The organism is Roseateles sp. P5_E8 (assembly GCF_054177665.1).
Genome location: NZ_JBGCUM010000015.1, coordinates 1 through 25,863, shown reverse-complemented (window position 1 = coordinate 25,863; position 25,863 = coordinate 1). Strand labels below are relative to the sequence as shown.

Sequence of the window (25,863 nt, the reverse complement as noted above, 5' to 3'; positions counted from 1 at the left end):
CTGGGCCGGCAGACTGCGCGGCCTCTTCATAGAGTTTTACAAACAGGGAGATCAAAGGTGAAGGATTGGGTACATCCGCGTGAGCGCACTCTGGGCGCCGTGCTGCTGGGATTGGGCGCGCTGGCCTGGCTGGGGTTGATCGTCGGCACCTTTGGCGTCGTTCTGGGCGTGCTGCTGCTGGGCTTCGTGCTCTATGTGTTTGCGCAGTCGGCGCTGGTGGCACACGTGCGGGGCAATGGCGTGGAGCTGAGTGCCGAGCAGTTCCCCGTTCTGCACGCGCAGTTCACCGACTGCTGCGACAAGCTCGGCATGAGCAAGCCGCCCGAGGCCTATGTCCTGCAGGGCGGCGGCATGCTGAATGCGTTCGCCGCGCAGTTCCTGGGGCAGCGTTTCGTCGTGCTGCTGTCGGGCGTGGTCGATGCGATGCAGTCTCATCCAGACGGCGTGCGCTTCTACGTTGGCCATGAGCTGGGTCATATCAAGCGCGACCATGCCTTCGCCGGCCTGCTGCGCATGCCGGTGGCTTGGCTGCCGCTCATCGGCGGCGCCTATGCCCGCGCCAAGGAGACCACCTGCGACCTGCATGGCCTGGCCTGCAGCAGTACAGGCGAGGCGGCGGCACGCGCGCTGGCGGCCTTGGCGGCTGGGCCGCAGCGTTGGCAGCAGATGGACATGGCCGCCTATGCGCGCCAGGCCCGCCTCGGCACGGGCTTCTGGATGTCCTTCCACGAGCTGACCTCCGGCTACCCCTGGCTGACCAAGCGCGTGGCGCGCGTGACGGGCGAGGCCCTGCCGGGGCGCAACCCGCTGGCCTATGTGCTGGCGCTTTTCGTGCCCTATGCCGGGCGTCTGGGCGGTGCCTTTGGCGCGCTGATGCTGGTCTACGTGATCGGCATCCTGGCCGCAGTGGCGATCCCTCAGTACAAGACCTACACGACCAAGGCCAAGCTGACGCAGGCGGTGCAGGCCTCCGAGGCCACCCGCGCCGGGCTGGCTCAGAAGTACATGGCCGATGGCGACGTCCCCGAGTCGCTGGCCAGCATCGGCTTGGCCGAGGTGGCGTCGGACGGCAGCCGGCTGGCATTTGATGCCGAAGGCATGTTGCTGAGCGTGGAGTCGTCCGTCGGCACGCTGGTGTTCACACCGCAGCGCGACGAGAAGCGCGGCATCGTCTGGGACTGCTCGGGCCAGGCCCCCTTGACGGCACCGCAGTTGCCGGCGGGCTGCACGCTGGAGGCGGCGGCCTTCAAGCCCTAACGGAAATCCCGGCTCTCGGTTGGCAGGCGGCCGAGCAGCGGGTTGAGGTTGGTGAACTTTCGCCCCAGCAGGTGGCGCACGCCGCCATCGCCCTTTTGCCATGTGCCTTCCACCGCCAGCAGTCGAGCACCGAGGATGACCTCGCGGTGCTCGGCGTAGAGGTCGGGCCAGACGATGACGGCGACGTTGCCGGTTTCGTCTTCCAGCGTGATGAAGAGGGTGCCCTTGGCGGTCTGCGGCTTCTGGCGGCCGGTGACGATGCCGCAGGCGCGGGCGCGGCGGCCGCTCTTGTGGTCTTGCAACTGCGCGGCGTTGAGCCAGCCTTCCTTGGCCAGTCGCGGGCGCAGCAGCGCCAGCGGGTGGCAGCGCAGTGTCAGGCCGGTGGCGGCGTAGTCCCACAGCACCTCTTCGCCTTCGGCGGCGGCGGGCAGCGCCAGGTCGTCTTCGGGCAGCAGGCTGCCCTGCAGCATTGGCGGCATGGCGTGCAGTGCCGAGGCCTGCCAGACCTGTTGGCGACGATGGCCGGCGAGGCTGGTGAGCGCGTCGGCGGCTGCCAGGTGTTGCATGTCGGCCTGCGTGAGGTGGGCGCGGTGGGCCAGGTCTTGCGGGTGAAGGAACTCGCCGTTGAGCGCTCGGACGGCTTCGATGCGCTGGGCGGCCGCCGCGCCTAAGCCGCTGACGAGGCGCAGGCCTAATCGCACCGCCGGCTGGTGCTCGTTGGCACGGGGTTCGAGGGTGCTGTCGGCATCGCTGTGGTTGACGTCGATGGCGCGCACCTCGACGTCATGCCGCCGTGCGTCCTGCACCAACTGGCTGGGGCTGTAGAAACCCAGCGGTTGCGAGTTCAGCAGTGCGCACAGGAAGGCTGCCGGCTCGTGGTGCTTGAGCCAGCAGCTGACGTAGGTGAGCAGCGCGAAGCTGGCCGCGTGGGACTCCGGGAAGCCGTAACTGGAGAAGCCCTTGATCTGGGCAAAGATCTGCTTGGCGAAGGCATCGTCATAGCCGTTCTTGCGCATGCCGGTGACGACCTTGTCGTAATACTTGTCGAGCACGCCCGGACGCTTCCAGGCGGCCATCGCGCGGCGCAGTTCATCGGCCTCGCCGGCCGTGAAGCCGGCGGCGATCATGGCGACCTGCATGACCTGCTCCTGGAAGATGGGCACACCGCGCGTGCGCTTGAGCGCGACCTTGAGCTCTTCGCTGGGGTAGTCGACCTGGTCTTCCGGCAGCGCCCGCTTCTTGAGGTACGGATGCACCATGCCGCCTTCGATGGGACCGGGCCGAACGATGGCGACTTCGATGACGAGGTCGTAGTAGCAGCGCGGCCGCAGGCGCGGCAGCATGGACATCTGCGCGCGGCTTTCGATCTGGAACACGCCGACGGTGTCGGCCGCGCAGATCATGTCGTAGGTGTCTTCGCATTTCTGCGGCGTGGTGGCGAGGTCGTAGGTCGTGCCGCGCATCGGATTGACCAGTTCGAAGCAGCGGCGCAGCGCGCTGAGCATGCCCAGTGCCAGCACGTCGACCTTCATCATCTTCAGTTCGTCGATGTCGTCCTTGTCCCATTCGATGACGCTGCGGTTCGCCATCGTCGCGTTCTCGATGGGCACCAGGCGTTCGAGCGGGCCATCGGTCAGCACAAAGCCGCCGACGTGCTGGGAGAGGTGGCGCGGCAGGCCGTTAAGTTGGCGGGCCAGCGTGATGAGCTGCAGCAGGCGTGGGTCGTCGTCGGGGATACCCAGCCGTTGCAGCAAAGCGTCACGGTGGTTGTCGGGGAAGACGTCGAACACCCAGCCGCTGTGGTCCTTGCGCATGATCTCCAACTGCTCTTCGCTGAAGCCCAGCGCCTTGCCGACGTCGCGGATGGCGCTGCGCGGGCGGTAGCAGATGACGACGGCGGTCAGCGCGGCGCGGTCGCGGCCGTACTTTTCGTAGAGGTGCTGGATGACGAGTTCGCGGCGGTCGTGCTCGAAGTCCACGTCGATGTCGGGCGGTTCGTTGCGTTCCTTGCTGATGAAACGTTCGAACAGCAGCGTGCTTTCGGCCGGGTCCACCGACGTGATGTGCAGGCAGTAGCAGACGACGCTGTTGGCGGCTGAGCCTCGTCCTTGGCAGAGGATGCCCAGGCTGCGGGCGTGGTCGACCACCTCGGCCACGGTCAGGAAGTAGTGCTCGTAGCGCACGTCTTCGATCAGGTCGAGTTCATGCTCGATGCGGCGCTTGAAGGCGTCGGGCACGCCGCCGGGCTGAGGCCAACGCTTGTAGGCGCCGGCATAGGTCAGTTCGCGCAGGTGCTGCATGGCGGTGCGCCCAGGCGGCACGACCTCACTGGGGTACTGGTAGCGGATCTCGTCGAGCGTGAATGTGCAGCGTTCGGCCACTCGCAACGTCTCGGCCAGCAAATCGGGTGGGCAGATTTGCGCATTGCGCTGCCGCGTGCGCAGATGCCGCTCCGCGTTGGGCTGCAGGTCGAAGCCGCAGTCGGCCACCGGGCGGTTCAATCGGGTCGCGGTCATCACGTCCTGCAGCGCCTTGCGCGAGCGCACGTGGAAATGCACGTCGCCCGAGGCCACCAGCGGCAGCGCGGTGTCTTCCGACAGCTGTTGCAGCCGCTGCAGCCACAGCGCGTCCCTGGCTTCGCGCAGCAGTTCGACGGCAATCCATGCGCGGCCGGTGAAGTGCTGCAGCGCCCACTGTGCCGGGGCCAGCAGCTCGGCATTGCTGGCCTCGCGCGGCAGCACGATGAGCGCAAGGCAGTCAGTCAGCAACTCAGGCGCGATCTGACGCCAGGGCAGCGTGTACTCTCCCTTGACCGGGCTGGCGCGCCGCAGCCGGGTGATGAACTGGCTGAGGTTGCCGTAGCCGTTGAGGTTCTGTGCCAACAGCACGAGCTTGAAGCGCGGCGTGCCGGCGTCATCGCGAACGAGGAACTCGCTGCCGATCAGCAGCTTCATCAACTGGGGTTGCTCGATCTCTTCGATGTATTCATCCGCCAGGCCAGCTTCTTTCGCGGCCTCCTTCAAGACGTGGTGCGCCGCCTCGCGCATCTCGCGAAGCTGCTTGTGTGCGCGCACGACGCCGGCCAGGGAGCATTCGTCGGTGATGGCCAGCGCCTCGTAGCCGAGCGTGACGGCGCGTTCCACCAGCTCGGCAGGTTCCGACGCGCCACGCAGGAAGCTGAAGGCCGTGAGGCAATGCAGCTCGGCGTATCGCGGCACGTGGCCCGCCTGCCGTGGCGCCGGGTGGCGGGCGGCCTGGCGTTTCGGAGCGTTGGCATCGCGACGAAGCTCGGCGTCTGACGTGAAGCCCTGTGCGCGCATGTCGATCAGGCGCTCGTCGCGGTCCGAGATCGGCGGGCTCATGCAAACACGCCATGCAGGAACCAACCTGCGGGAGTGGCCGCTGCCGGCAGCCGCTCGCGGTACACCCACAGCAGGCCTCGTGCGCTGCTGCGGAAGACGAAGTAGTCCCGCGACTGCATGCCGCCGTCCCACCAGCCAGCTTCCACCCGATGCGGCCCGCTGATGCGCGCCAATGGCCCCGCGTACAGCGGCTGCTCCTGCGCATCGCAACGCAGCGGCTGAGGCGGCTCAACGAGCCAGGTGGGTTGCGGGCCCGGTGGGCGGCGCACTGGCGGTGATGGCGGCGCCGGCCAGGCCTGCCAGCGCTGCATCTCAGCCAAGCGGTGATCCTCGTGCAGCCGGCCTTCGCGCACATGGCCCGCGCCCAGCCGCACCGACAGCCGCTCCAGCAACGCATTCGTCGTCGTGCGCTCCTGCGGGTCGCTCGGGCCGGGCAGCAGGCTGGCGCTGCCTTCCTCCAGCGGCAGCAGGGTGTCGGCGCCGAGGCTGATCTCCCCGGCCGGCGCGGCCAGCGTCGTGCGGGCCAGGTGCTCGGCCAGCAGGCGCGTCAGGCGGCGCAGGTCGCGCGTGGTTTCGGCCGTGGCCACGGTCAGCTCGCCGCTGTCGGCCACGTCGCGGGCACGCATCGCGTCGTGCTGCCAACCCAGGCGCAGCGCGCGCACGCCCGCATGGCGCGCGGCGAGGAAGGCACAGAGCTGGCGCAGCAGCACCTCGGCAAAATGCAGCAGCACGGGGGCGTGCTCGACGCGCCAGGGCAGCTCCAGCCGCGCGGCGAAACGCTCGGGCAGCGTCAGCCACGTGTGCACCTCGGGCAGGTCGCCATAGGCCTGATCCAGTGCCTTCAGCAGCGCGGGGCCGAAGCGCTTGGCCAGGGCGGGGCGCGGCAGCCGGCGCAGTTCGCCGAGATGCCGGCAGCCCAGGCGGGCCAGCATCGCGTGGTGGGCCTGGGCGGCGCTGAGGGCCGCGAGCGGCAGCGCATCAAGGCGTTCGCTCAGGCGGCCGGTGTGCGGCGTGTCGGGGCTGCGCGCCAGCGCCAGCGCGGCCAGTGCGGTGGGTGCCCAGGCCATGGCGCCCACGCTCAACCCAACCAGCTCGGCCTGTGCCTGTAGCTTGCCGCGCAGCGCCCGCGCGCCGCCGAACAGCCGCAGGCTGGCCGACACCTCGGCGACGACCGCCTCCTCCAGCCGCGCCACGCGCGGCGTGAAGCTCAACGCCAGCCAGGCCAGGGCGTCGACGTCGCCGGCGGGCGCATCAGGCCGGCAGCACAGCGCGAGCCAGCGCATGGGGGCGATCCATCGGGGGGCTGGCCGGCGTGGGTGAAGGCACCGGGGCCGGTGCGGGCGCAGGCTTGCGCTTGGCGGCCGTCAGCAGTGGCTCCACCTCGCCCGGCACGGCCGGTAGTTCCAGCCAGCCCTCATGCGCCGGCCCGCGACGTTTGAGTAGATGCACGTTCAACCCCCAGCCATCGCCTGGCTGCACGACAAGGCGTAGCGGCGCGGCCGAAGACTGTTGCTGTACGCGCTCGGGCCGCACCAGAAAGGCCGGCGCGTCCGAACTCAGCATGCCGACCTGCAGCCGCCGGATCTGCTCCGGCCGCGCCTCGGGCAGCCAGGCCAGCACGGCCACGCGCGACTTGATGGCTTGCTCCGCCGCCCAGAGCGCTTGAGCGGGTGTGGTGGCCGACACCCAGACCAGCGCTGCATGCGGCAGGCCCAGCGCCTGCAGGCCCGGCAGATGCGGCGTGTGCGGCGGGTTGATGAGCAGCAGCGAGCGCAGCACCGGCGTGGCAGCGCGAGCCCGGCGCCCGGGAGCGGCCGCCGGCAGCGCCTGCCCGGCCCACCAGCCGTGCAGGGCGGGCGCCAGCAGCCGCCACTCCAGCACGCCGGCTTGCGGCGTCAGCAGCTCGGTGACGGCTCGCAGTGGCCAGCCGCCGCCGGGCAGCTCGGCGTCAAGCGCCGCGAAGCCGCTCGGTAGCGTCGGGTCGGTGGCCGTGCTCAGGCTGCTGCCGCGCCACAGCCGGCCTTCCAGATGCGCCTCCAGCGCCAGTCGGCCACGCGCGCTGGCCGGCGGCAGTGGTCCCAAGGGCGGCGGGTTGGCAGGGGTATTGGCAGCGGGGAACAACATGGCCGAAGCAGCGGAGCGGGGAAGAAACCGGAGCTTGAATCAGACCACAAGACTGTATGTATATCCAGTATTTTTGCCTATCGACCCCAGCTTGCCGCTAGCATTTCACGCCCTTCCCCGAAAGAGCCGCCATGCAACTCGCCCCGTTGATCTGCGTCCACGATGTGCCCGCCAGCAGCCAGTGGTATCAGCGCCTGCTGGGCGCCCAGAGCGGTCATGGTGGCGATGAGTACGAGCGGATCAACGACGCCAGCGGGCGACTGGTGCTGCAGCTGCATCGCTGGGAAGTCGAGCACCATCACGGTCCGCTCGGCGACCCCGCGCTGCCTCATGGCAACGGCGTGCTGCTGTGGTTCGAGCTGGCCGACTTCGATGCCGCCGTCGAGCGCGCCGAAGGCTTGGGCGTGGACGTCGTCAGGCCCCGGCAGTGGAGTGAGAACGGCAACTGGGAGTTCTGGCTGCGCGACCCGGATGGCTATCAGCTGGTGCTGACCAGCCCGCTGCCTTGATGTCGATCAGCGGCGTTCAGGCAAAGCCGTCGCCGTCGAAGTCCACGACGTCCTCGTTTCGCGCCACCATCGGCGGCGCGTCCTTGGGCTTCATCGCCTCCAACTGCTCGCGCAGCAGGGCGACCTGGTCCATCCAGTAGTTGGGCGTGCCGAACCACGGGAAGGCGGCCGGGAAGGCCGGGTCGCCCCAGCGGCGGGCCAGCCAGGCGCTGTGATGGATCATGCGCAGGGTGCGCAGCGGCTCGATGAGGCGCAGCTCGCGGTCATCGAACTCGGCGATCTGCTCATAGCCGTCGAGCACGGCGGAGAGCTGGCGGCGGGCGGCATCCCGCTCACCGGGCAACAGCATCCACAGGTCCTGCACGGCCGGTCCCATGACGGCGTCGTCCAGGTCGACGAAGTGCGGCCCGCGGTCGGGCGTCCAGAGGATGTTGCCGGGGTGGCAGTCGCCGTGCAGGCGCGTCAGCTGCAGGTCGGGCAGGCTGTTGAAGGCGGCCTGGATTGACTCGATGCAGCGGCGTGCGGCGTCGTCCCAGGCGGCGGCGAGCTCGGGCTGGATGGCTTCATTGCCAATGAGCCAGTCGCGCGCAGCCTGGGCGGGCGCGGCGCTGGCCCAGGTCAGGCGCTCGGCAAAAGGCTGGGCGCGACCGACACCATGCAGCCTGGCCAGCAGCCGGCCTATCCAGCGCAGCACCTCGGGGTCTTCCAGCTCCGGCCCGCGCCCGCCCTGGCGCGGCGTGACGGCCACACGCTGGCCCTGGTAGTGGAAAAGCGTTGCACCGTTGCCCAGTGTCCAGGGCGCGGCGACGGGCACCTCGGCGGCGGCCAGCTCGGCAGCGAAGGCGTGCTCTTCCAGGATCTGTGCATCGCTCCAGCGCGCTGGCCGGTAGAACTTGGCGACCGCCGCGCCGCCATCCTCCAGGTGCAGCATCAGCACGCGGTTCTCGAAGGAATTGAGCTGCAGCATGCGGCCGTCGGCGCGCAGGCCGGCGGCTTCGAGGGCGTCGAGCATGAACTCCGGCGTCAGGTCGCCGAAGCTGAGATCAGGGGTCGCTTGATGCATCCGGCGAGTGTCGCCGGATCGGCTCAGCCTCGACGGGGGCGCTGAGTGGCGTAGCGCGGCGCATCGACGACGACGCCGACGATGTCGTCCATCATGGCCTCGTCATCGGCATCGTCCAGCACGGGCAGGCTGCGCGGGTTGTAGCGCGCCGTGTCGAGGCTGCGCTGGGGGGTGGTACGGCGTTCAACCGGGTGGCCATGACGTTGGGCCGGCATGCGCGGCTGGCGTTCGCCGTAGGGCTCGCGCTCGCCGCCCCCGCCGCTGCCACCACCGAAGACACCGGCGTCCTGCCACAGCGGCAGGGGCTGCGAGAACTGGCCCCAGTCGCTGCCGAATTCGTCCTCACCCATGCTCGCGCCCATGCCGCTGCTGCGGCGCCGGGGCAGGCTGGCGGTGGCTGCCGGCGCCGGTAGCGGGCCGCGCGGGTTGCTGCCCTGGGGCACGAGCAGCTGCAGCTCGGCGATGCTGGGCAGCTGGTCCATCGCGCAGCGCAGATAGCGCACGCGGCAGGCGGACAGCACGGCATGCTTGATCTGCGAGCTGCGCGGCGTGACACCGCGCTCGCCTTCCAGGTCGATGGCGGCCAGCACGCGGCCGTTGGGGCTGCATATGGCAAAGGTCACGTGCGAGGCGCCCAGGAGGTCGAACCAGTAGCGCACTTCCTTGGCTTCGGTCGGCTGGCAAAAGCGCACCAGCGGCAGCTTGGACAGCACGATGTGGTGGGGCAGGGCCTCGCGCAGCAGCCGGAAGACGCGGCGCTCATCGCTCGTGAACACCGGCCGTGCTGTGAGTGACCACTCCGCCGGCAAGCCTCTATTGGCGTAGGCAGGCCGGCGCAGCGCCCAGACCAGGCTGATGGCCAGGCCAAGCACGCAAACAGCCAGCGCGGCGATCCAATAGATGGCGTACGGCATGTCCCTTGGGAGTTAGGGCGTCGTCGCCGACGGATTTGCGGCGCATTAGGAGTTCAATGTAGCGCAATCAAGTGACAGGTAATTACTCGCTATTCCTGATTCCCCCGGGCTGAGGGGGGCGTGACTCGGGGGGCGTTTGTTGATTCATTCCTTGGCCGCGCGCCCGGAGCTATCGAAATGCGCCTTGACCTCGGCCACGCTGTCGACGAAGTCATTCAGCACCTGGGCCTGGCGCTTGAACTGGAAGTCCAGTTCGCCGAGATGCCGCTCCAGGGCCTGTTCGACCTGGGAGCCGAAGGAGTCTGGCGGCAGGCGCAGGTAGGCCGCCGACTCGCCGCCGTCGCGCTCGACGATGGCGCCGGCGGCGGTCGCGATGCGCAGCATGGGGCGGTTTTCGCTCAGCGCGTGGATGAACAGGGTGTCGATGCCGCGGTTGCGGGCGTGCAGCGCGGCGGTCTCGAACAGCCGCCGCCCCAGGCCCCGGCCGCGCGACTCGGGCAGCACCGAGACGCCGAACTCGGCCATCGTGCGGGTCGGGTCGCCCGGCGCGGGCTGGCCATAGGCCAGGTGGGCCAGGGCCACCAGTTGCAGGCGGCGGTTGAAGATGCCCAGCACCTCGTCGCGGTTGAAGTCGATGCCCAGCGCGTATTTCTGAATCTGCTCGTCCGACGCCGAGTAGCCGAAGCGAAGGTAGCGGTCGCGCGGCTCCATGGCCAGCAGGTGGTCGATGATGCGACGGCGGTGGCGGCGTGCCAGCGAGCGGATGGGCACCCAGGTCGATAGCCGCTCCAGCGCCGCCCGCGCGCTGACCAGTGGACCGCCCGTCGGCGAGGCCGGTGGCGGCGCCGGATGTGGGTCCGGGCCGAAGGCCGACAGCACCTGATCCCAGTCGGTCACGGGTGCTTCAGACGGGGTGGCAGAGGGCGCGGGCGGTTTGCGGGGCATGGTGTGGCCGGTCGGCTTGGCGAGGTTAACGTGCCCAGCACTTTCAAACCATGGCTGACGCTGCTACACTCGTGGGCTTTTCCGTCAACAGGCTGCGGGAAAGAACCGGTTGAGAGGCTGTGCATCAGACACAAGCACCGAGACCGGTCGAATTCAGCCATCCATTGCCGGCTCTCTTATGTTGAGGCCGGCACAGCGAAAGCAACTCATGAAGACCTTCAGCGCCAAGCCGGCCGAGGTGACGCACGAGTGGTTTGTGATTGACGCCACCGACAAGGTGCTCGGACGTGTTGCCAGCGAAGTGGCACTCCGTTTGCGCGGCAAGCACAAGGCCATTTACACGCCTCACGTGGACACCGGTGATTTCATCGTCATCGTCAACGCGGAAAAGCTCCGTGTGACCGGCAACAAGGCCACCGACAAGGTGTACTACCGTCACAGCGGCTACCCCGGTGGCATCTACGCCACGAAGTTCAAGGACATGCAAGCCAAGCATCCCGGCCGCGCGCTGGAAAAGGCCGTCAAGGGCATGCTGCCCAAGGGCCCGCTTGGTTACGCCATGGTCAAGAAGCTGAAGGTCTACGCAGGCCCGACGCACCCGCATACCGCCCAGCAGCCCAAGGCTCTCGAGATCTAAGGAACGGCCATGATCGGAAACTGGAATTACGGTACGGGCCGTCGCAAGTCGTCGGTCGCTCGCGTCTTCATGAAGAAGGGCACGGGCCAGATCATCGTCAACGGCAAAGCCATCGACACTTACTTTGGTCGTCAGACCTCGATCATGATCGCCAAGCAGCCCCTGCTGCTGACGAACAATGGCGAAGCCTTCGACATCAAGGTGAACGTGCATGGCGGCGGCGAGTCGGGTCAAGCCGGCGCGCTTCGCCTGGGCATCACCCGCGCGCTGATCGACTACGACGCAACCCTGAAGCCCGAACTGAGCCGCGCCGGCTTCGTCACGCGTGACGCGCGTGAAGTCGAGCGTAAGAAGGTCGGCCTGCACGGCGCCCGTCGCAGGAAGCAGTTCAGCAAGCGTTAATTTCTGCGCTGCACCAGCAAAAGGCCGCTCCATGCGGCCTTTTGTATTTGCGCGGACAATCCCCATATTCGTCTCTGGACAGATTCACAGGAGCCTCGCCATGAGCGCCGTGCTTGATACCCCCGTCACCGACATTCCCGTGCCTCTCGTGTTCACCGACAGCGCCGCCGACAAGGTGCGCGACCTGGTGGCCGAAGAAGGCAACCCGGAGCTGAAGCTGCGCGTGTTCGTGCAAGGCGGCGGCTGCTCGGGCTTCCAGTACGGCTTCACCTTCGACGAGGCCGTCAACGACGACGATACGCAGATGAGCAAGAACGGCGTGACGCTGCTGATCGACGCCATGAGCCTGCAGTACCTGATGGGCGCCGAGATCGACTACAAGGAAGACCTGCAGGGCGCCCAGTTCGTCATCAAGAACCCGAACGCCACGTCGACCTGCGGTTGCGGCTCGAGCTTCTCAGCCTGATAGAGGCTAAGCGGGGTACAACGCCCCGAGCACCCGGAGCCCAGCGGCTCCCGTAACGGCCGGCAGATTGCCCGGCCGTTTTGTTTTGAAGCGCATGGCCAGCCAGGCGAATGCCGCCGCTTCGACCTGATCGACCGGCAGGCCGCGCGTGGCGCTGGACTCGACCGCGACGCCAGGCAGCAGGTCGGACAGGCGCTGCATCAGCCGGCCATTCAACGCGCCGCCACCGCAGACGGTCAGCGATCCCGCCGCAGGCATCTGCACCCGAAGCGCATCGGCCACGCAGCGCGCGCTGAGTTCCAGCAGCGTGGCCTGCACGTCTTCCGGCGCCAGGCCGGGGATGAGCCGGGCTTGCAGCCAGCCGAGGTGGAAGAGGTCGCGGCCGGTGCTTTTGGGCGGCGGCAGCGCGAAGAAGGGCTCGGCCAGCAGCGTCGCCAGCAGCGCCGGTGACACGCGGCCGGTGGCGGCCCAGGCGCCGTTGGCGTCATAGGCTTGGCCTTGATGGCGCGCGATCCAGCCGTCCATCAGGCAGTTGGCCGGTCCGCAGTCGAAGCCGCCGGTGCGGCCGTCGGCGAACAGCAGGCTCAGGTTGCTGATGCCGCCGAGGTTCAGCACCGTCGTGTCCTGGCCATGGGCCCCGAAGACGGCGCGGTGGAAGGCCGGCACCAGCGGCGCGCCCTGGCCGCCGGCGGCGACATCGCGGCTGCGCAGGTCGCAGACAACGTCGATGCCGGCCTGTTCGGCCAGCAAGGCGCCGTTCAACAACTGCGTCGTGTAGCCCGCTATGCCGTCGGGGCGATGCCGCACGGTCTGGCCATGGGCGCCGATGGCGGCGACCTGCTCGCGCTTCGTGGCGGTAGCTTCCAGCAACTGGGCGACAACATCGGCATAGCCGCGCGCGACGCCGTTGGCCGCCAGCGCGGCACGGTGCAATTCGTTGTCACCGGGCGTGTTCAGCGCGAGCAGTTCATCGCGCAGCGCCGGGGCGAAGGGCGCGTGGACGTGGCCGGTGACGGTCAGGGCCTGCGCGTCGAAGAGAACCCCGTCGATGCCGTCGAGCGAGGTGCCCGACATCAGCCCGATGTAGAGCTGGGACTCAGTCAGCGGCAGAGACGCCATCCATCGTTTCAGCCACGGAGAGCTGGGTCTTCACGCTGGCGACGGTCTGCTGGAACTGCGCCTTGGCGTAGTTGGGCAGGGTGATGGCTTCGGAGGCGCGGGCGATGGCACGCGGGTCCATGTGGCGGCCGCCGACGCGGAACTCAAAGTGCAGGTGCGGGCCGGTCGCCCAGCCGGTGGAGCCGACTGCGCCCAGGCGCTGGCCTTGCTCGATGCGCTGGCCCTTCTTCACGTCGATCTTGCTCAGGTGGGCGTAGACAGTGGTGCGGTCGCCGCTGTGGCGCACATGCACGACGTTGCCGAAGCCATTCTGCCAGCCGGCCATCTCGACGCTGCCATCGCCCACGGAGCGCACGGCCGTGCCGGTGGGGGCACCGTAGTCGGTGCCGTTGTGCTGGCGCCAGGTGTTGAGGATGGGATGGAAGCGCATCGCGAAGCCGCTGGTGATGCGCGAGAACTCCATCGGGCTGGCCAGGAAGGCGCGGCGCTTGCTCTGGCCGTCGAAGCCGTAGAAGCTGCCCTTGCCCGAGGCGTTGTCCTTGAACCAGACGGCCGAGTAGGTGCGGCCGTTGTTCGTGAACTCGCCGGCCAGCAGGCGACCGACGCCGCCGTCCCAGGTGATGGGCTCGCCGTCGGCGGTCAGGGTTTCGTAGACGATGCTGAAGCGGTCGCCCTTGCGCAGTTCGCGGTGGAAGTCGATGTCGCCGGAGAACATGTCGGCCATCTGCGAGGCGATGGCGTCGGGGATGTTGGCGTCGTCCGTCGCGGCGAACAGCGAGGTGCGGATGCCGCCGCTGCCCAGTGCGACCTGGGCCTGCAGCGGCGCGGTCTCCGTGCGGGCGGTGAAGCGGGCGCCGTCGCGCACAATCGTCAGGCGGGTGAAGTGACTCGCTTGCTGCTCGACCTTCTCGGCCGGGAAGCGCACGACGATCTTCTGCACCTGGCCGGAAGCGTCGGCCGTCAGATGGACCATCTTGCCGGCGCGGCCTTGCAGCACGCGGCGGGCGAGCGGGTCGGCGCGCAGGAAGGCGGCGGCGGCGGGATCGAAGGCGCCGGCGCGCTTGAGCAGGCTGTCGGGTGTGTCGCTGGAGCGGGTGGCCTCGGCGCGGCTCAGGCCGATGCGGTGGGCGGCGAGTTCGTCGAGCTGGGCCTCGATGCTGGGCGTGTCCAGCATCTCGACCAGGGTACGTTTGGGCAGGGCGGCAGCATCGGGCGCCAGGGGGGCGATGCCGAAGGCGGTCACCGCGAAGCAGCTCAACAGGCTGACGACCGAGGCGGTCAGTGTGCGAGGATGGCGAGCGGCGAAGGATTCGGCGCTGCTGAGGGCGTTCTTGAACTGCTGAAGGTGTCTCTGGACTACGGTCACTCTCGGCATCCCGGGGTTGTCGCTGGGGCAATCCCGGCTGGGCCGGTTCCACGCGAAGGGCCGCACCCGTGGCGGCCCTAAAATCCATTCCGGGTGTGTTGAAAAACAACACCCCCGACTCGAGGGTGAATTCTAACGGCGTCGTCCTACTTGACATGCCGGTTAACCCCGATAGATCAACAACTTAACAATTTCGCCCAGCTTCTAACAAGTTGGCGAGCTGCCCATGTCCGACGCCCCCAAATTTCCCGTCACCGATGCCGTCCTGGAGGCGCTGGCTGTCACGCGCCGGGGCGTGGAGGAGTTGCTGCCCGAGACGGAGTGGACGAAGAAGCTGGCCCGCTCGGCCGCCACTGGCGTGCCGCTGCGCATCAAGCTGGGCCTGGACCCGACGGCGCCGGACATCCACGTCGGTCACACGGTGGTCTTGAACAAGATGCGCCAATTGCAGGACCTGGGCCACCAGGTCATCTTCCTGATCGGCGACTTCACCTCGCTGATCGGCGACCCGTCGGGCCGCAACGCGACGCGCCCGCCGCTGACCAAGGAACAGATCCAGGCCAACGCGGAAACCTATTACGCCCAGGCCAAGCTGGTGCTGGACCCGGCGCGCACCGAGATTCGCTACAACTCCGAGTGGAGCGAGCCGCTGGGCGCGGCCGGGCTCATCCAGCTCGCGGCCAAGTACACGGTGGCGCGCATGATGGAGCGCGACGACTTCACCAAGCGCTTCGCGGCGCAGACGCCGATCTCGGTGCACGAGTTCCTGTACCCGCTGATGCAGGGCTACGACTCGGTGGCGCTGAAGAGCGACCTGGAGCTGGGCGGCACCGACCAGAAGTTCAACCTGCTGATGGGCCGACACCTGCAGCAGGAGTACGGCCAGGAACCGCAGTGCATCCTGACCATGCCGCTGCTGGAGGGGCTGGATGGCGTCGAGAAGATGTCCAAGTCCAAGAACAACTACATCGGCATCACGGAAGCGCCGAACACGATGTTCGCCAAGATCCTGTCGATCAGCGACGTGCAGATGTGGAAGTGGTACGAGCTGCTGTCGTTCAAGTCCATAGTCGAGATCGCCGCGCTGAAGGCCGAGGTCGAGGGCGGGCGCAACCCGAAGGACGCCAAGGTCGCGCTGGCCAAGGAGATCACGGCGCGCTTCCACAGCGCAGCCGCGGCGGACGGGGCCGAGGCCGACTTCAACAACCGTGCGCGCGGCGGCATTCCGGATGAGATCCCCGAAGTGCAGCTGAGCGGCGCGCCGATGGGGCTGGCCCAGGTGTTGAAGGCAGCCGGCCTGGTCGCGTCGACGGGCGAGGGCCTGCGCATGGTCGAGCAGGGCGGCGTGCGCCGCGCGGGCGAGGTCATCGCCGACAAGGGCCTCAAGCTCGACGTCGGCGAGCACGTGCTGCAGGTGGGCAAGCGCAAGTTCGCGCGGGTCGTGCTGAGCTGAGAGCCGGCGAACGTGCGGTTCGTCCTGCTCGCGCTGACGGTCGCCTTGTCCGGCTGCGTGATCAATGGCGTGCGGCCCTACGACGGCGGCGAGGCCCCGTCGAACCGAGCCGTCGTGGTGTACGGCGTGACGGTCGCAGGCGCGTGGAACTATCCGCGCTTCAGTGTGACGCTGGACCACTACGACATCGGCAAGCAGGCCATCACGGGCAACTGCTTCTCGTTCGACCGGCTGGAAGCCGTCGTGCCCGCCACCCCGGCCCCGACGCGGTACTTCGCGTTCGACGCACCGCCCGGCCACTACATCTTCAGCGGCTTCAGCGGGTCGACGTTTGCCGGTCGGAACCTGGCCTTCGAGGCTCGAGCGGGCCGCGCGGTCCATATCGGCAACTTCGTGCTGGGCGATCAGGCGACCGTGACGCTGGAGCGCGAGTTGAATGACGCGACGCGACAGGCCATTGCCGCCAGCCGGCCAGGCTTGGCCGCGCCGCTGCAGCCCGCGCCACAGGTCGTGGCCAAGCCGGCCGGGATTTTCCTGTGCACTCCCTGACGCGCGTTGCGCTGGTGCCGCTGCATGCCTGATCACATTCGATTGCTGGCGCCCCCGCCGGGCGAGGATTTGCGCCGCTATTTCGACGAGAGGGTGGCGGGCGGCGGCCTTGAGGCCGCGCTGGATCTCAGCGTCGTCGAGTTCGACGAACTGGCACAGCGCACGGGCGTCACCGTGACAAGGGTCGACGCGTCGGACGCCGGGATTGCCGTGCATTACACGGTCGCCTGGACCTCGTTCCATGCCTGCGATGACCGCACATTCGGCGGCGCTCATGCTCGCGTCCTGCACGGCTGCAGCGAGGGCCACGAGTGGGTGTTCGAACGGCCTGAACCGTTGCCCATCCACCGCGACACCCTCGACGAGTTCTGACCCGAAGCGAGGCCCGCAAGCAGGTGCCGCAGCCGGCGAGCGCAGCTTGTGCGACTCGTGCAGCCTTGATCGTCAAATCTGAAATCCAGATGATCAGGGGCGATTTGATTCCTTGGCTAACTGAGCCACCGAACGCAAGCTGACACGTCCTATTCATGTCTCGCTTGCTGTTCATGACCCGCATCGCGCTTGCTTCCTTCCCCTTCATGCCGCACCTGCTGGCCCTCGCCGCTGCAGCCGCCGCCCTGCCGGCCGCTGCGCAATCCACCGAACCCATCGCCCTGCAGCAGGTCGTCGTCACCGGCACGCGCCGCGTCGACCGCACGCTGGCGCAGTCCGAATCGCCGGTCGACGTCATCAGCGCGGCCGATCTGCAGCGCACCGGCACGACCGAGCTAGCTGCGGCCCTCGCGCAACTGCTGCCCTCGCTGAACTTCCCCCGGCCGTCGCTGACCGACGCGTCGGACGCGGTCCGCCCCGCGCAACTGCGTGGCCTGTCGCCGGACCAGACGCTGGTGCTCGTCGACGGCAAGCGCCGCCACACCGGTGCGGTGGTCAACATCAACGGCACGCAGGGGCGAGGCTCGGCGCCGGTGGACCTGAACGCCATTCCCATCTCGGCCATTGCCCGCGTGGAAGTGCTGCGTGACGGCGCCGCGGCGCAGTACGGCTCGGACGCGATTGCCGGCGTCGTCAACATCGTGCTGAAGACGGGCGCCAAGGGCGGCGTCCTCTCCGGCGAGATCGGCAGCACCGACCGCGGCGACGGCCAGCGCGGCCAGGTCGGCGCGAGCCTCGGCCTTGCGCTGAGCGACGGCGGCTGGCTGCGCCTGGCGGCAGAGGCGGGGCACCAGCAGCGCAGCAACCGCGCCGGTGTCGACACGCGCGACGCGGCGACCGAGCCGCGCAAGGGCCAGGTCAACAACCGTCTGGGCGACCCGGACAGCACGAAGAAGTCGCTGCTGCTCAATGGCCAGGTCGAACTGGGCGGCGCGCAGCTCTACGGCAATGCCAGCATCAACCAGCGCGACACCACCAGTGCCGCGTTCTGGCGCACGCAGGCCACGGCGGCGAGCAATGGTGTGGGGGCCATCTATCCGGAAGGCTTCCTGCCGCTGGAAGACAGCCGCACCCGCGACCTCGGCCTCGTGCTGGGCCTGCGCGGCCAGGCGGCCGGCTGGCAGTGGGATGTGAGCCTCAACCACGGCGAGAACCGCTTCGACATCGCCGTGGCCAACACGGCGAACTACTCGCTCGGCACGGCCAGCCCGACGCGCTTCGAGGCCGGTGGCCTGCGCAACCGGCAGACGCTGCTGAACGTGGACGCCTCGCGCGATCTGGACTGGGGCCTGGCCAACCCCGTCGCATTGACGGCCGGCGCCGAGCTGCGCCAGGAGCGCTACGAGGTCGTCGCAGGCGAGCCCGCTTCCTACAGCGGCGGCGGGTCGTCGGGCTTCCCCGGCTTCCGCCCCGGCGACGCGGGCAGCCACAGCCGCCACAACGTCGCGGTCTACGCTAACCTGGAAGGCCAGCTGACCAAGAACTTCAGCGCCACCGCCGCGCTGCGCGCCGAGGACTACAGCGACTTCGGCAAAGCGACGGCGGCCAAGCTGTCCGGCCGCTACGTGGTGAGCCAGGCGCTTGCCCTGCGCGGCACGCTGTCGACGGGCTTCCGTGCGCCGTCGCTCGCGCAGCAGTATTTCGCGACCACCTCCACCAACCTCATCAACGGCACGCTGGTCGAGGCCGGTACTTTCACGGTGCCGTCAGCGGCGGCGCAGGCGCTGGGCGCCACGCCGCTGCGGGCGGAGAAGTCACGCAGCGTCAGCCTGGGCTTGCAGCTGACGCCGACCCGCAAATGGCAGACGACGCTGGACGTCTACCAGGTCGACATCGACCACCGCATCCTGCTGTCCGCCAACCTCGCGCTGCCCACGGCGCTGCGCAACCAACTGGCCGCGCAGGGGCTGCTCGTCAGCACGGGCCGCTACTTCACCAACGCGCTGGACACCCGCACGCGCGGTGCCGATCTCGTCAGCACGCTGCGCCAGGACTGGGGCGCCGCCGGCCGCAGCGACTTCACGCTGGCCTACGGCTACACGCACAACACCGTGCGCCGCCTGGCCGCCGATCCCGCCGTGCTGACCGCGAACAGCCTGACCTTGATCGACCGCGTGACGTTGGCCCGCGCCACCGTCAGCGCGCCGGACGACAAGCTGCTGCTCAGCGCCGAGCACCGCTGGGGCTTGTGGAGCGGGCGCGTGGCCGCCACGCGTTACGGCAACTACGAGGTCAGGCAGGCGAGCGCGCTGAACGACCAGGGCTTCGCACCCGCCTGGCTGGCCGACGTGTCGGTGGGCTGGGCGCAAGGGGCCTGGAGCGTGGACGCAGGCGTGGACAACGTCAACAACCGCTACCCGGACCGCGTCATCGCGGCCAACGCGGTCGGCGGCATCCTGACCTACAGCAGCTTCTCGCCCTTCGGCTTCAACGGCCGGCAGTATTTTGCGAAGGTGGGCTACCGCTGGTGAGCGGGTGAGGCGGGCACTCGACGGCATGCCGTTCGCGGCCGCCGTTTGCGTTTCCCGCCTTGCGCTGTCGATCCGTCGCAAGCCGCTCGCCGGGCGGTGCAGGCGTGAGCACAGTGGGGACATCGCAACCCAATCGATTCCCCGCCATGAATGCTTCCATCCCCGTCTGGCCCTTCGTCATCCTCGCGGTCCTGGTGGCCCTGGGCTATCGCCAATCGCGTGATCGTGTCGTCCAGCCGGGCACGCTGGCCAGGGTGGCACTCGCGATGCTGGCCTTGTCGCTCTACGGCGTCGTTGCGGCATTCGGCCCCGGCGTCGTTCCGGTGCTGGCCTGGGCGCTCGGCTTTGCGGCGGCGGTCTTTCTAGGCGGCCCGGTACTTGCGCCGCGTGGCCTGGCGCGTGAAGGCAGCGCCGTGCGGGTGCCGGGGAGCTGGCTGCCGCTGTTCCTGATGGTCGGCATCTTCTCTGCCAAGTTCGCCCTGGGCTTTGCCACGGGCGTGGGCGCGCCTGTCGTCCATGAGGCCTGGTTCATCGCCGCCGTGAGTGCGGTGCTCGGGCTGTTCAGCGGTGCCTTCACGGCCAGGGCCACGGCGGTGCATCGCTTCGTTCGCGCCGGCCACGCCGCCTGATTTCCCGGTGCGATCAGCCCGCCCGGCCAGACGCGACCTTGTGGCTGTTCCACAGCTCCAGCCCGCCGACCGCGAGCGCATGGTCTTCCCAGCCGTCCAGGCCTGAAACGATCATGGTGCCCACCCGCCCATTGCCGCGCACGGCCAGGGGCACCGCGCCGCCTTCGGCCTGGAAGAGCACCGGGTCCAGCCCGGTCTCGGCATGGAAGTTGGCCTTGCGTTCGAGGAACTCCAGCCGCACTCTGAACGAGCTGTAGCCGAAGCGGCGAACAACGTTTTTCTTCTTGATGATCCAGTCCGCGTTGCCGGCATTGGTGCCGTCCATGAAGTAGACGAACAGCGGGTGGTCGTCGGTCTCCAGGTGGATGGCCACCGGCCGGCCCGGGAACCATTCCAGTGCCAGCGCGAGGATGGACTGGCCGATGCCCATGGCGTCTGCCGCCGTCAGGCGGTCGAGCACGAGGGTGGCTTCCTGCGCCGCACATTCGGCGGCGGTCTGCGGAGCTTTCAAAGTCTTGGCCATGTTTTCTCTCAGGGTTTCACGGGTCTCAGGTAGGGCCCCGGCTTCACGACCGGCACCGGCTGTTCGGCAATGCGCCGCTTCAGCTCGGCAATCGCCGCATCCAGCTGCGCATCCTGCCCCATAGCCGTCGCGCGCGGCAGGTTGTCGACCTCGATGTCCGGCGTCACGCCCACCCCCTCGATGAGGAAGCGGCCTTCGGCGTCCATCTGGCCGTTCTCGGCCGCACGCATGATGCCGTTGTCGATCAGGCGGTTCTGGTCGGACAGCCACACGCCCGCACCCGAGCTGCGCTTGCCGATGACCGGACCGATCTTGAGGCGCTTGAAGCCTTCGGCGAAGGTCTCGCCATCGCTGTAGGTGTCCTCGTTCATCAGCACGACGGTGTGGCCGCGCCAGACGTTCTGCATGTTCGCGCGCACGCCCGTGCCGGCCGGTGAGCGCGGCTGCCAGAAGGCCCAGGCGCGGCGCAGCAGCTTCTCCAGGATCCAGCTGTCGATGTTGCCGCCGTTGTTGTAGCGCACGTCGATGACGAGGCCGTCGCGGTCGCTGGCAGCGTAGAACTCGCGCACGAAGTCGGCGATGTCGGCCGCCCCCATCGCACGCAGGTGCACGTAGCCGATGCGGCCCTGGCCGGCCTGCTCCACCGCGCGGGCGCGGCTGACGCGCCAGTCGTTGTAGCGCAGCTGGTTCTCGCGCATCTGCGCCACCGGCGTGACGATGCGCTGCACGGCCTTGCCGTCGGCCTGCTTCACGTCCAGCAGCACCTGGCGGCCGGCCTGGCCGCGCAGCAGTTCGAGGATGTGCGGTGCGTCGGCGGTGGGCCGGCCGTTGACATGCGTGATGACGTCGCCGACCTTCAGGTTGACGCCAGGCGTGGCCAGCGGTGGTGCCTCGGCGGGCAGCTCCGCTTCAAAGCCGTAGATGGCGTCGATGCGCCAGCCGTTCGGTGCGCGCGAGAAGCGGCCGCCCAGGCCGGCAAGACCCGGCTCGTCCGGCGCCGGGCGCGTGTCGCCAGCGGCGACCTGGCTGTGCAGCGCGCCCAGCTCGGACACCATCTGCGCCATCAGCTCGGCCAGTTCGTAGCGGTCGGTCACGCGGTCCACCAGCGGCTCGTACCTGGCGCGTGTGGCGGCCCAGTCGACGCCGTGCATGTCCTTGTCGTAGAAGAAGTCGCGCTGCATGCGCCAGGCGTCGGCAAACATCTGCTTCCACTCGGCGCGCGGCTGGGTGGCGATCTGCCAGTCGCTCCAGCGCACGGTCAGCTTGGCCAGCTCGGTGGGCAGCTTGGGCGCGGCGTCGACGATGAGCACCTCGGGCGCAGCGCCCTGGGCTTGACCCTGGTTGCGCACCAGCATCAGCTTCTTGCCGTCGGCACTGATGTCGTAGTTGCGCACGTCGCTGGCCAGGGTCTCGGCGGGGCCGCCCTGGTTGTCGATGGCGATGGATTTGAGCTGGGTCTTGCGCTCCAGGTCCTGGTCCAGGAACCACAGGCGCTTGCCGTCCGCACGCAGGCTGCGGTAGTTGCCGGCGGGCACGGGCAGTTCGTGCAGGCGCCCGGCCAGGCCGTCGAAGACGATGGCCGGCTTGCCCTTCTTCTCGGCGACGGCCGGCTTCTTGTCCTTCTCGTCCTTGCTGTCCTTTGCATCGGGCTTGCGCTCGGTCGGCTCCTTGTCGGTGGCCTTGCGATCCTCGGCGCGTTGCTCCTCGGCCTTCTTCTCGGTGGGCGATTCCAGTTCGTCCTTGGCCGCGAAGGGCGAGCGCAGGCCGGGTTGCAGGGCCAGCGCGTAGAGCTTGCTGCGAAACGCCAGGAAGGGGCCGGTGTTGCGGTCGCCCCAGGGGCCGGGGTTGCCGGTGGTCGCGAAGTTGCGCTCCGACGCGAAATACAGCCATTGGCCATCGGGGCTGAAGGTGGCAGCGTCGCTGTCGTAGCGGTCGCTGGTCAGCGTGTGGGTGCGGCCGTCGGCCAGGCTGTGCAGCTGTAGCTGGCTGCGGTCGCCATGACGCAGCGGCATGGTCCAGGCCAGGGCCTGGCTGTCGGGGCTCCAGGCCTGCAGCTGGGGAGAACCGTTGAAGGTGCCGCGGCCGATCTCGCGGGTCGTCTTGGCCTTCACGTCAGTCAGCCAGATGCGGGCCTCCTTGTCCGTGTGGGCCAGCCAGCGGCCGTCGGGCGAGGGCAGGAGGTCACGGCGCTGCGTGACCGTGGCGTTAGGTGATCCGCCGGTGATGCGCTCGGGCTGGCCGGTACCGTTGGCCGCCAAGCGCCAGATCTCCTGCTCGCCGCTGAAGTCGCAGACGGCGAACACGCTCTTGCTGTCACTGCTGAATTCGCCCTTCAGGCAGCGGCCATCGGCCGGCTGCGGCAGCTCGGCGCGGCGCAGTGCCTGCACGCCCTGCGTGGCGAGATGGCCGCGCGCGGCCAGCAGCACGCGCTCGCCATTGGGCGCAAAGGAGGTGTCGGTCAGGAAGTCCTGCGGCTTCTTGATCCAGCGCTCGCGCTGCTGGTCGAAGTCGCCGCCCAGGCTGATGTCGAGCTTCTTCGGTGCGGCACCTTGCGCCAGGTCGACCGTGTAGAGGTCGGCGCCCAGCGCGTAGACGACCCGGCTGCCGTCGATGCTTGCGTGGCGGATGTCCCAGCCCTTGTGTGTGCTGTGCTGGCGCAGGTCCGCGCCCTGGGCGTTGACGGACCACAGGTTGACCGTGCCGTCGCGGTCCGACAGGAAGGCGATGCGCGCCTCATTGCCGACGCGGTAGGGCAGGGGGCGGCGGTCGTTGCTGCCTTCGGCGATCAGCGGTTTGGCTTCCGCACCGCCGCTCAGGTCCAGCGACCACAGCCGCGCGATGGCGCCGCCGCGGTACTGGCGCGCGTTGTCGCTGCGCAGGCCGCTGCGCGTGAAGTAGAGGGTCTTGCCGTCGGCGCTGAGTGCGCCGTCGCTGCCCTGGCCCACGGGCAGCTGGCGGCGCTGGCCGGTCTTCACGTCCAGCGCGAACAGCTGTGCGCCGGGGCGGGCGTCCAGGCTGGTGTAGAGGACTTCGCCGGCGGCGCTGAAGCCCCAGACGCGCATGCCGCCGCCTTCCCAGGTCAGCCGCCGGGGTGGGCCGCCGGCCACGGGCATCAGGTAGATCTCGGTGCCGCCGTCGTACTGGCCGGTGAAGGCCAGCCACTGGCCGTCGGGCGACACGGCGGGCTGGGTTTCCTGGCCGTTGTGTGTCGTCAGGCGCTGGGCCTCGCCACCCTGTGAACTGACTCGCCAGAGGTCGCCCTCGGCGACGAGATAGACGTTGTCGCCCTGCAGGGCGGGCTGGCGGTAGAAGCCGCTGGTGCCTGCCCAGGCGCTCGTGGCGCTGGTGAGGCACAGCAAGGCGGCCGCGATGGCGGCGAAACGGAAACGGGGCATGGGTTCTCCTCGAAGAGCCGGCATTGTGTTGCTAGGGGGAGGGCCGGCGATTCGTCACACCGGGTGAATCCGGAGTGGATGTGGCGGCGTAGAGCCCCACAGATGCCAAGCCGGTATCGCCCCACAGGATGCCCCCCATGAATGCCCGACTCACCCGCAGCGCCATGGCCACGGCGCTCGTCTGCCTGGCCGCTGGCGCCCAGGCCTCCAGCCACCGCGAAGCGCCCTTCCTGACCACCGTGCCCAAGGTCGACGCGACGGACTTCTACATGTTCCGCAGCTACGAGACCGGCCGCGACGGCATGGTCACGCTGATCGCCAACTACCTGCCCCTTCAGGACGGCTACGGCGGCCCCAACTACTTCTCGCTGGACCCGAACGCGCTCTACGAGATCCACATCGACAACAGCGGCGACGCCAAGGAAGACATCAGCTTCCAGTTCCGCTTCAAGAACCGGCTGGCCAACAGCGGCGCGGGCGTCTCCCTGAGCGTCGGCGGCAAGATGGTCGGCATCCCGCTGATCCAGGCCGGTGCCGTGTCCAACGTCAAGGACGCCAACCTGCAACTCAACGAGAGCTACACGGTGACCGTGGTGCGCGGCGACCGCCGCAGCGGCACCGCCCAGGCCGTGGCCCACGCGACCAGCGGCGCCACCACCTTTGACAAGCCGGTCGACAACATCGGCAAGAAGACGATTGCCGACTACCCGGCCTACGCGGCCAAGCACATCTACCCCGTCACCATCCCGGGTTGCGCCACGCCGGCCAAGGTCTTCGTCGGCCAGCGCCAGGACCCGTTTGCCGTCAACCTCGGCACCATCTTCGACCTGGTCAACGCGCCAGTCTCGGTCATCACCGATCCGTCCCTCATCAATGCCGCGCCCAACACCATCGGCGACAAGAACGTCACCACGCTGGCGCTCGAAGTGCACAAGGACTGCCTGAAGTCCGCCGGCAGCGACGTCATCGGCGGCTGGACGACGGCCAGCCTGCGCCAGGGCCGCCTGCTCGATCCCAAGCCCGCCTCCGGCCACCAGACGGCCGAGAAGGCCGGCGGCGCCTGGGTGCAGGTCTCGCGCCTGGGCATGCCCCTGGTCAACGAGGTCGTCATCGGTCTGAAGGACAAGGACAAGTTCAACTCGTCCAAGCCCAAGGACGACGGCCAGTTCGCCGACTACGTGACCAACCCGACGCTGCCCGCGCTGCTGGAGATTGCGCTGGCCCTGCCCAACACGGCGCCCACCAACTTCCCGCGCAACGACCTGGTCACGACCTTCCTGACCGGCATCAAGGGCGTCAACCAGCTGGCTACCGTCACGCCGTCTGAAATGCTGCGCCTGAACACGGCCATCGCGCCCGTCGCCTTTGCTCAACAGAACCGTCTGGGCATCGTCGGCAACATCCTCGCCGCGGGCACCGACAACGCCGGCTATCCGAACGGCCGCCGCCCCAAGGACGACGTCGTCGACATCTCGCTGGTGGCCGTGATGGGCGGCCTGTGCGTGGCCAACGGCGACACCGACAAGCTGGGCTTCGGCGCCGCCTGCAAGCCCTCCGCCGTGCCTCTGGGCGCCACCGCCTTCAAGCTGCACGACGCCGTCGACCAGGCCGTCGTGCCGCTGCTGAGTAGCTTCCCCTACCTCAACACGCCCATCCCGGGCACCAAGTGAAGGAGGCCGCCATGCGCACCCTGTTCAACGTCGCGGCGGCCGCAGCCGCCAGCCTTGCCCTCGCTGCCTGCGGCGGCGGGTCGGACTACGACAGCCACTCCGTCCCGCTGCCCGCAGCGCCGACGGCCGTACCAGACAACGCCATCGTCTCGGCGCCTGCGCTGGTCAGCTACCTGGCCGGTCAGAGCTTCAGCGACGAGACCAGTGAGCCGCTGACGTTGCCCGCTGGCGACCCGGTGACCAGCGAGACCGACGAGCCGTCTGCGATCTCATGAGCAAATGGGCGCTGCTTGCCATGCTGCTGGCGGCGCCGCTCGCGGCCCCGGCCGAGCCCTTCACGCCGAAGAGCGACGCCGAGACCGTGCAGCGCCTGCCCTATCGCGTGGACGCCGCCGAGCGCGCCCGCCGCACGGCGTTGGCGCGTGACCCAGCCCAGCTGCCGCTGGCCCTGGCCGCTGCCCGCGCCGCACTGGACCGCGCCCGCGTGCTGGGCGACCCCCGCGAGCTGGGCGCCGCCCAGGCCGCGCTGGCGCCGTGGTGGGCGCGCGCCGACGCGCCGGCAGACGCCGTGCTGCTG

Annotated in this window: 22 protein-coding genes and 1 pseudogene; 13 read left to right on the top strand and 10 right to left on the bottom strand. The window is 68.9% G+C overall.

Annotation, left to right across the window (positions count from 1 at the left end; genetic code table 11):
• The first annotated feature begins 57 nt into the window (after positions 1-57).
• Positions 58-1,257 (top strand): M48 family metalloprotease, encoded by a 1,200-nt coding sequence (locus ACXRVZ_RS11205; RefSeq protein ID WP_457426863.1) that lies wholly within the window; start codon positions 58-60, stop codon positions 1,255-1,257.
• Here ACXRVZ_RS11205 and ACXRVZ_RS11200 read toward each other — a convergent pair.
• From ACXRVZ_RS11200 to imuA, 3 genes are read right to left on the bottom strand one after another with little or no spacing between them, the layout of a single operon-like run.
• Positions 1,254-4,619, bottom strand: coding sequence for an error-prone DNA polymerase (locus ACXRVZ_RS11200; RefSeq protein ID WP_457426861.1), 3,366 nt, complete (start codon positions 4,617-4,619; stop codon positions 1,254-1,256). The genes ACXRVZ_RS11205 and ACXRVZ_RS11200 overlap by 4 nt on opposite strands.
• Positions 4,616-5,902: a DNA polymerase Y family protein gene (locus ACXRVZ_RS11195; protein WP_457426859.1), complete on the bottom strand. Its 1,287-nt coding sequence runs from the start codon at positions 5,900-5,902 to the stop codon at positions 4,616-4,618. The genes ACXRVZ_RS11200 and ACXRVZ_RS11195 overlap by 4 nt, the downstream gene beginning before the upstream one ends.
• Positions 5,871-6,743 (bottom strand): translesion DNA synthesis-associated protein ImuA, encoded by an 873-nt coding sequence (gene imuA / locus ACXRVZ_RS11190; protein ID WP_457426857.1) that lies wholly within the window; start codon positions 6,741-6,743, stop codon positions 5,871-5,873. Before imuA ends, ACXRVZ_RS11195 begins: the two co-directional genes overlap by 32 nt.
• Positions 6,744-6,874: 131 nt before the next feature.
• On the opposite strand from imuA, the gene ACXRVZ_RS11185 reads away from it, so the two are divergent.
• The gene (locus ACXRVZ_RS11185; RefSeq protein ID WP_457426855.1) at positions 6,875-7,252 is read left to right on the top strand and encodes a VOC family protein; all 378 of its coding nucleotides are present in this window, start codon (positions 6,875-6,877) and stop codon (positions 7,250-7,252) included.
• A 16-nt stretch (positions 7,253-7,268) separates the two neighbouring features.
• On the opposite strand, the gene ACXRVZ_RS11180 is transcribed toward ACXRVZ_RS11185, so the two are convergent.
• The 3 genes from ACXRVZ_RS11180 to ACXRVZ_RS11170 all read right to left on the bottom strand — a co-directional run bounded on the left by ACXRVZ_RS11180 (position 7,269) and on the right by ACXRVZ_RS11170 (position 10,126).
• Positions 7,269-8,315 (bottom strand): serine/threonine protein kinase, encoded by a 1,047-nt coding sequence (locus ACXRVZ_RS11180; RefSeq protein WP_457426853.1) that lies wholly within the window; start codon positions 8,313-8,315, stop codon positions 7,269-7,271.
• 23 nt (positions 8,316-8,338) lie between these two features.
• Entirely contained in the window at positions 8,339-9,229 is an 891-nt protein-coding gene (locus ACXRVZ_RS11175; RefSeq protein WP_457426851.1) for a DUF2726 domain-containing protein, read from the bottom strand.
• 144 nt (positions 9,230-9,373) lie between these two features.
• Positions 9,374-10,126 carry an N-acetyltransferase family protein gene (locus ACXRVZ_RS11170; RefSeq protein ID WP_457426849.1) on the bottom strand — a complete coding sequence of 251 codons (753 nt, stop codon included), beginning with the start codon at positions 10,124-10,126 and terminating at the stop codon, positions 9,374-9,376.
• A gap of 256 nt (positions 10,127-10,382) precedes the next feature.
• Between ACXRVZ_RS11170 and rplM the strand changes: the two genes are divergently transcribed.
• The 3 genes from rplM to erpA all read left to right on the top strand — a co-directional run bounded on the left by rplM (position 10,383) and on the right by erpA (position 11,679).
• A complete protein-coding gene (rplM, locus tag ACXRVZ_RS11165; RefSeq protein WP_348013967.1) occupies positions 10,383-10,811 on the top strand; it encodes a 50S ribosomal protein L13 in 429 nt (142 codons plus the stop codon).
• Between the two features lie 9 nt (positions 10,812-10,820).
• Positions 10,821-11,213 (top strand): 30S ribosomal protein S9, encoded by a 393-nt coding sequence (gene rpsI / locus ACXRVZ_RS11160; RefSeq protein ID WP_056262649.1) that lies wholly within the window; start codon positions 10,821-10,823, stop codon positions 11,211-11,213.
• A 100-nt stretch (positions 11,214-11,313) separates the two neighbouring features.
• Entirely contained in the window at positions 11,314-11,679 is a 366-nt protein-coding gene (gene erpA, locus ACXRVZ_RS11155) for an iron-sulfur cluster insertion protein ErpA (RefSeq protein WP_457426846.1), read from the top strand.
• Between the two features lie 6 nt (positions 11,680-11,685).
• Here erpA and ACXRVZ_RS11150 read toward each other — a convergent pair whose 3' ends face one another.
• Together ACXRVZ_RS11150 and ACXRVZ_RS11145 are read right to left on the bottom strand one after the other, a co-directional pair.
• The gene (locus ACXRVZ_RS11150; protein WP_457426844.1) at positions 11,686-12,798 is read right to left on the bottom strand and encodes an anhydro-N-acetylmuramic acid kinase; all 1,113 of its coding nucleotides are present in this window, start codon (positions 12,796-12,798) and stop codon (positions 11,686-11,688) included.
• Positions 12,776-14,164, bottom strand: coding sequence for a peptidoglycan DD-metalloendopeptidase family protein (locus ACXRVZ_RS11145; protein ID WP_458232422.1), 1,389 nt, complete (start codon positions 14,162-14,164; stop codon positions 12,776-12,778). The genes ACXRVZ_RS11150 and ACXRVZ_RS11145 overlap by 23 nt, the downstream gene beginning before the upstream one ends.
• Positions 14,165-14,390: 226 nt before the next feature.
• Between ACXRVZ_RS11145 and tyrS the strand changes: the two genes are divergently transcribed.
• From tyrS to ACXRVZ_RS11120, 5 genes are all read left to right on the top strand, one after another.
• Positions 14,391-15,617, top strand: coding sequence for a tyrosine--tRNA ligase (gene tyrS, locus ACXRVZ_RS11140; RefSeq protein ID WP_457426840.1), 1,227 nt, complete (start codon positions 14,391-14,393; stop codon positions 15,615-15,617).
• 12 nt (positions 15,618-15,629) lie between these two features.
• Entirely contained in the window at positions 15,630-16,166 is a 537-nt protein-coding gene (locus tag ACXRVZ_RS11135) for a hypothetical protein (protein ID WP_457426838.1), read from the top strand.
• 24 nt (positions 16,167-16,190) lie between these two features.
• The gene (locus ACXRVZ_RS11130) at positions 16,191-16,538 is read left to right on the top strand and encodes a hypothetical protein (RefSeq protein WP_457426837.1); all 348 of its coding nucleotides are present in this window, start codon (positions 16,191-16,193) and stop codon (positions 16,536-16,538) included.
• A 155-nt stretch (positions 16,539-16,693) separates the two neighbouring features.
• Positions 16,694-19,069, top strand: coding sequence for a TonB-dependent receptor plug domain-containing protein (locus ACXRVZ_RS11125; RefSeq protein ID WP_457426835.1), 2,376 nt, complete (start codon positions 16,694-16,696; stop codon positions 19,067-19,069).
• 104 nt (positions 19,070-19,173) lie between these two features.
• Positions 19,174-19,698: a DUF6622 family protein gene (locus tag ACXRVZ_RS11120; RefSeq protein ID WP_457426833.1), complete on the top strand. Its 525-nt coding sequence runs from the start codon at positions 19,174-19,176 to the stop codon at positions 19,696-19,698.
• 13 nt (positions 19,699-19,711) lie between these two features.
• On the opposite strand, the gene ACXRVZ_RS11115 is transcribed toward ACXRVZ_RS11120, so the two are convergent.
• Together ACXRVZ_RS11115 and ACXRVZ_RS11110 are read right to left on the bottom strand one after the other, a co-directional pair.
• Positions 19,712-20,221, bottom strand: a complete 510-nt coding sequence (locus ACXRVZ_RS11115) for a heme-binding protein (protein ID WP_457426831.1) — start codon at positions 20,219-20,221, stop codon at positions 19,712-19,714.
• Between the two features lie 8 nt (positions 20,222-20,229).
• Positions 20,230-23,616, bottom strand: coding sequence for a S41 family peptidase (locus tag ACXRVZ_RS11110; RefSeq protein WP_457426829.1), 3,387 nt, complete (start codon positions 23,614-23,616; stop codon positions 20,230-20,232).
• A 137-nt stretch (positions 23,617-23,753) separates the two neighbouring features.
• Between ACXRVZ_RS11110 and ACXRVZ_RS11105 the strand changes: the two genes are divergently transcribed.
• From ACXRVZ_RS11105 to ACXRVZ_RS11095, 3 genes and pseudogenes are all read left to right on the top strand, one after another.
• Positions 23,754-25,286 (top strand): DUF4331 domain-containing protein, encoded by a 1,533-nt coding sequence (locus tag ACXRVZ_RS11105; RefSeq protein ID WP_457426827.1) that lies wholly within the window; start codon positions 23,754-23,756, stop codon positions 25,284-25,286.
• 11 nt (positions 25,287-25,297) lie between these two features.
• Positions 25,298-25,561 carry a hypothetical protein gene (locus tag ACXRVZ_RS11100; RefSeq protein WP_457426825.1) on the top strand — a complete coding sequence of 88 codons (264 nt, stop codon included), beginning with the start codon at positions 25,298-25,300 and terminating at the stop codon, positions 25,559-25,561.
• Positions 25,558-25,863: pseudogene (locus ACXRVZ_RS11095) on the top strand (hypothetical protein); the annotation flags it as partial. The gene ACXRVZ_RS11100 and the pseudogene ACXRVZ_RS11095, both read left to right, overlap by 4 nt.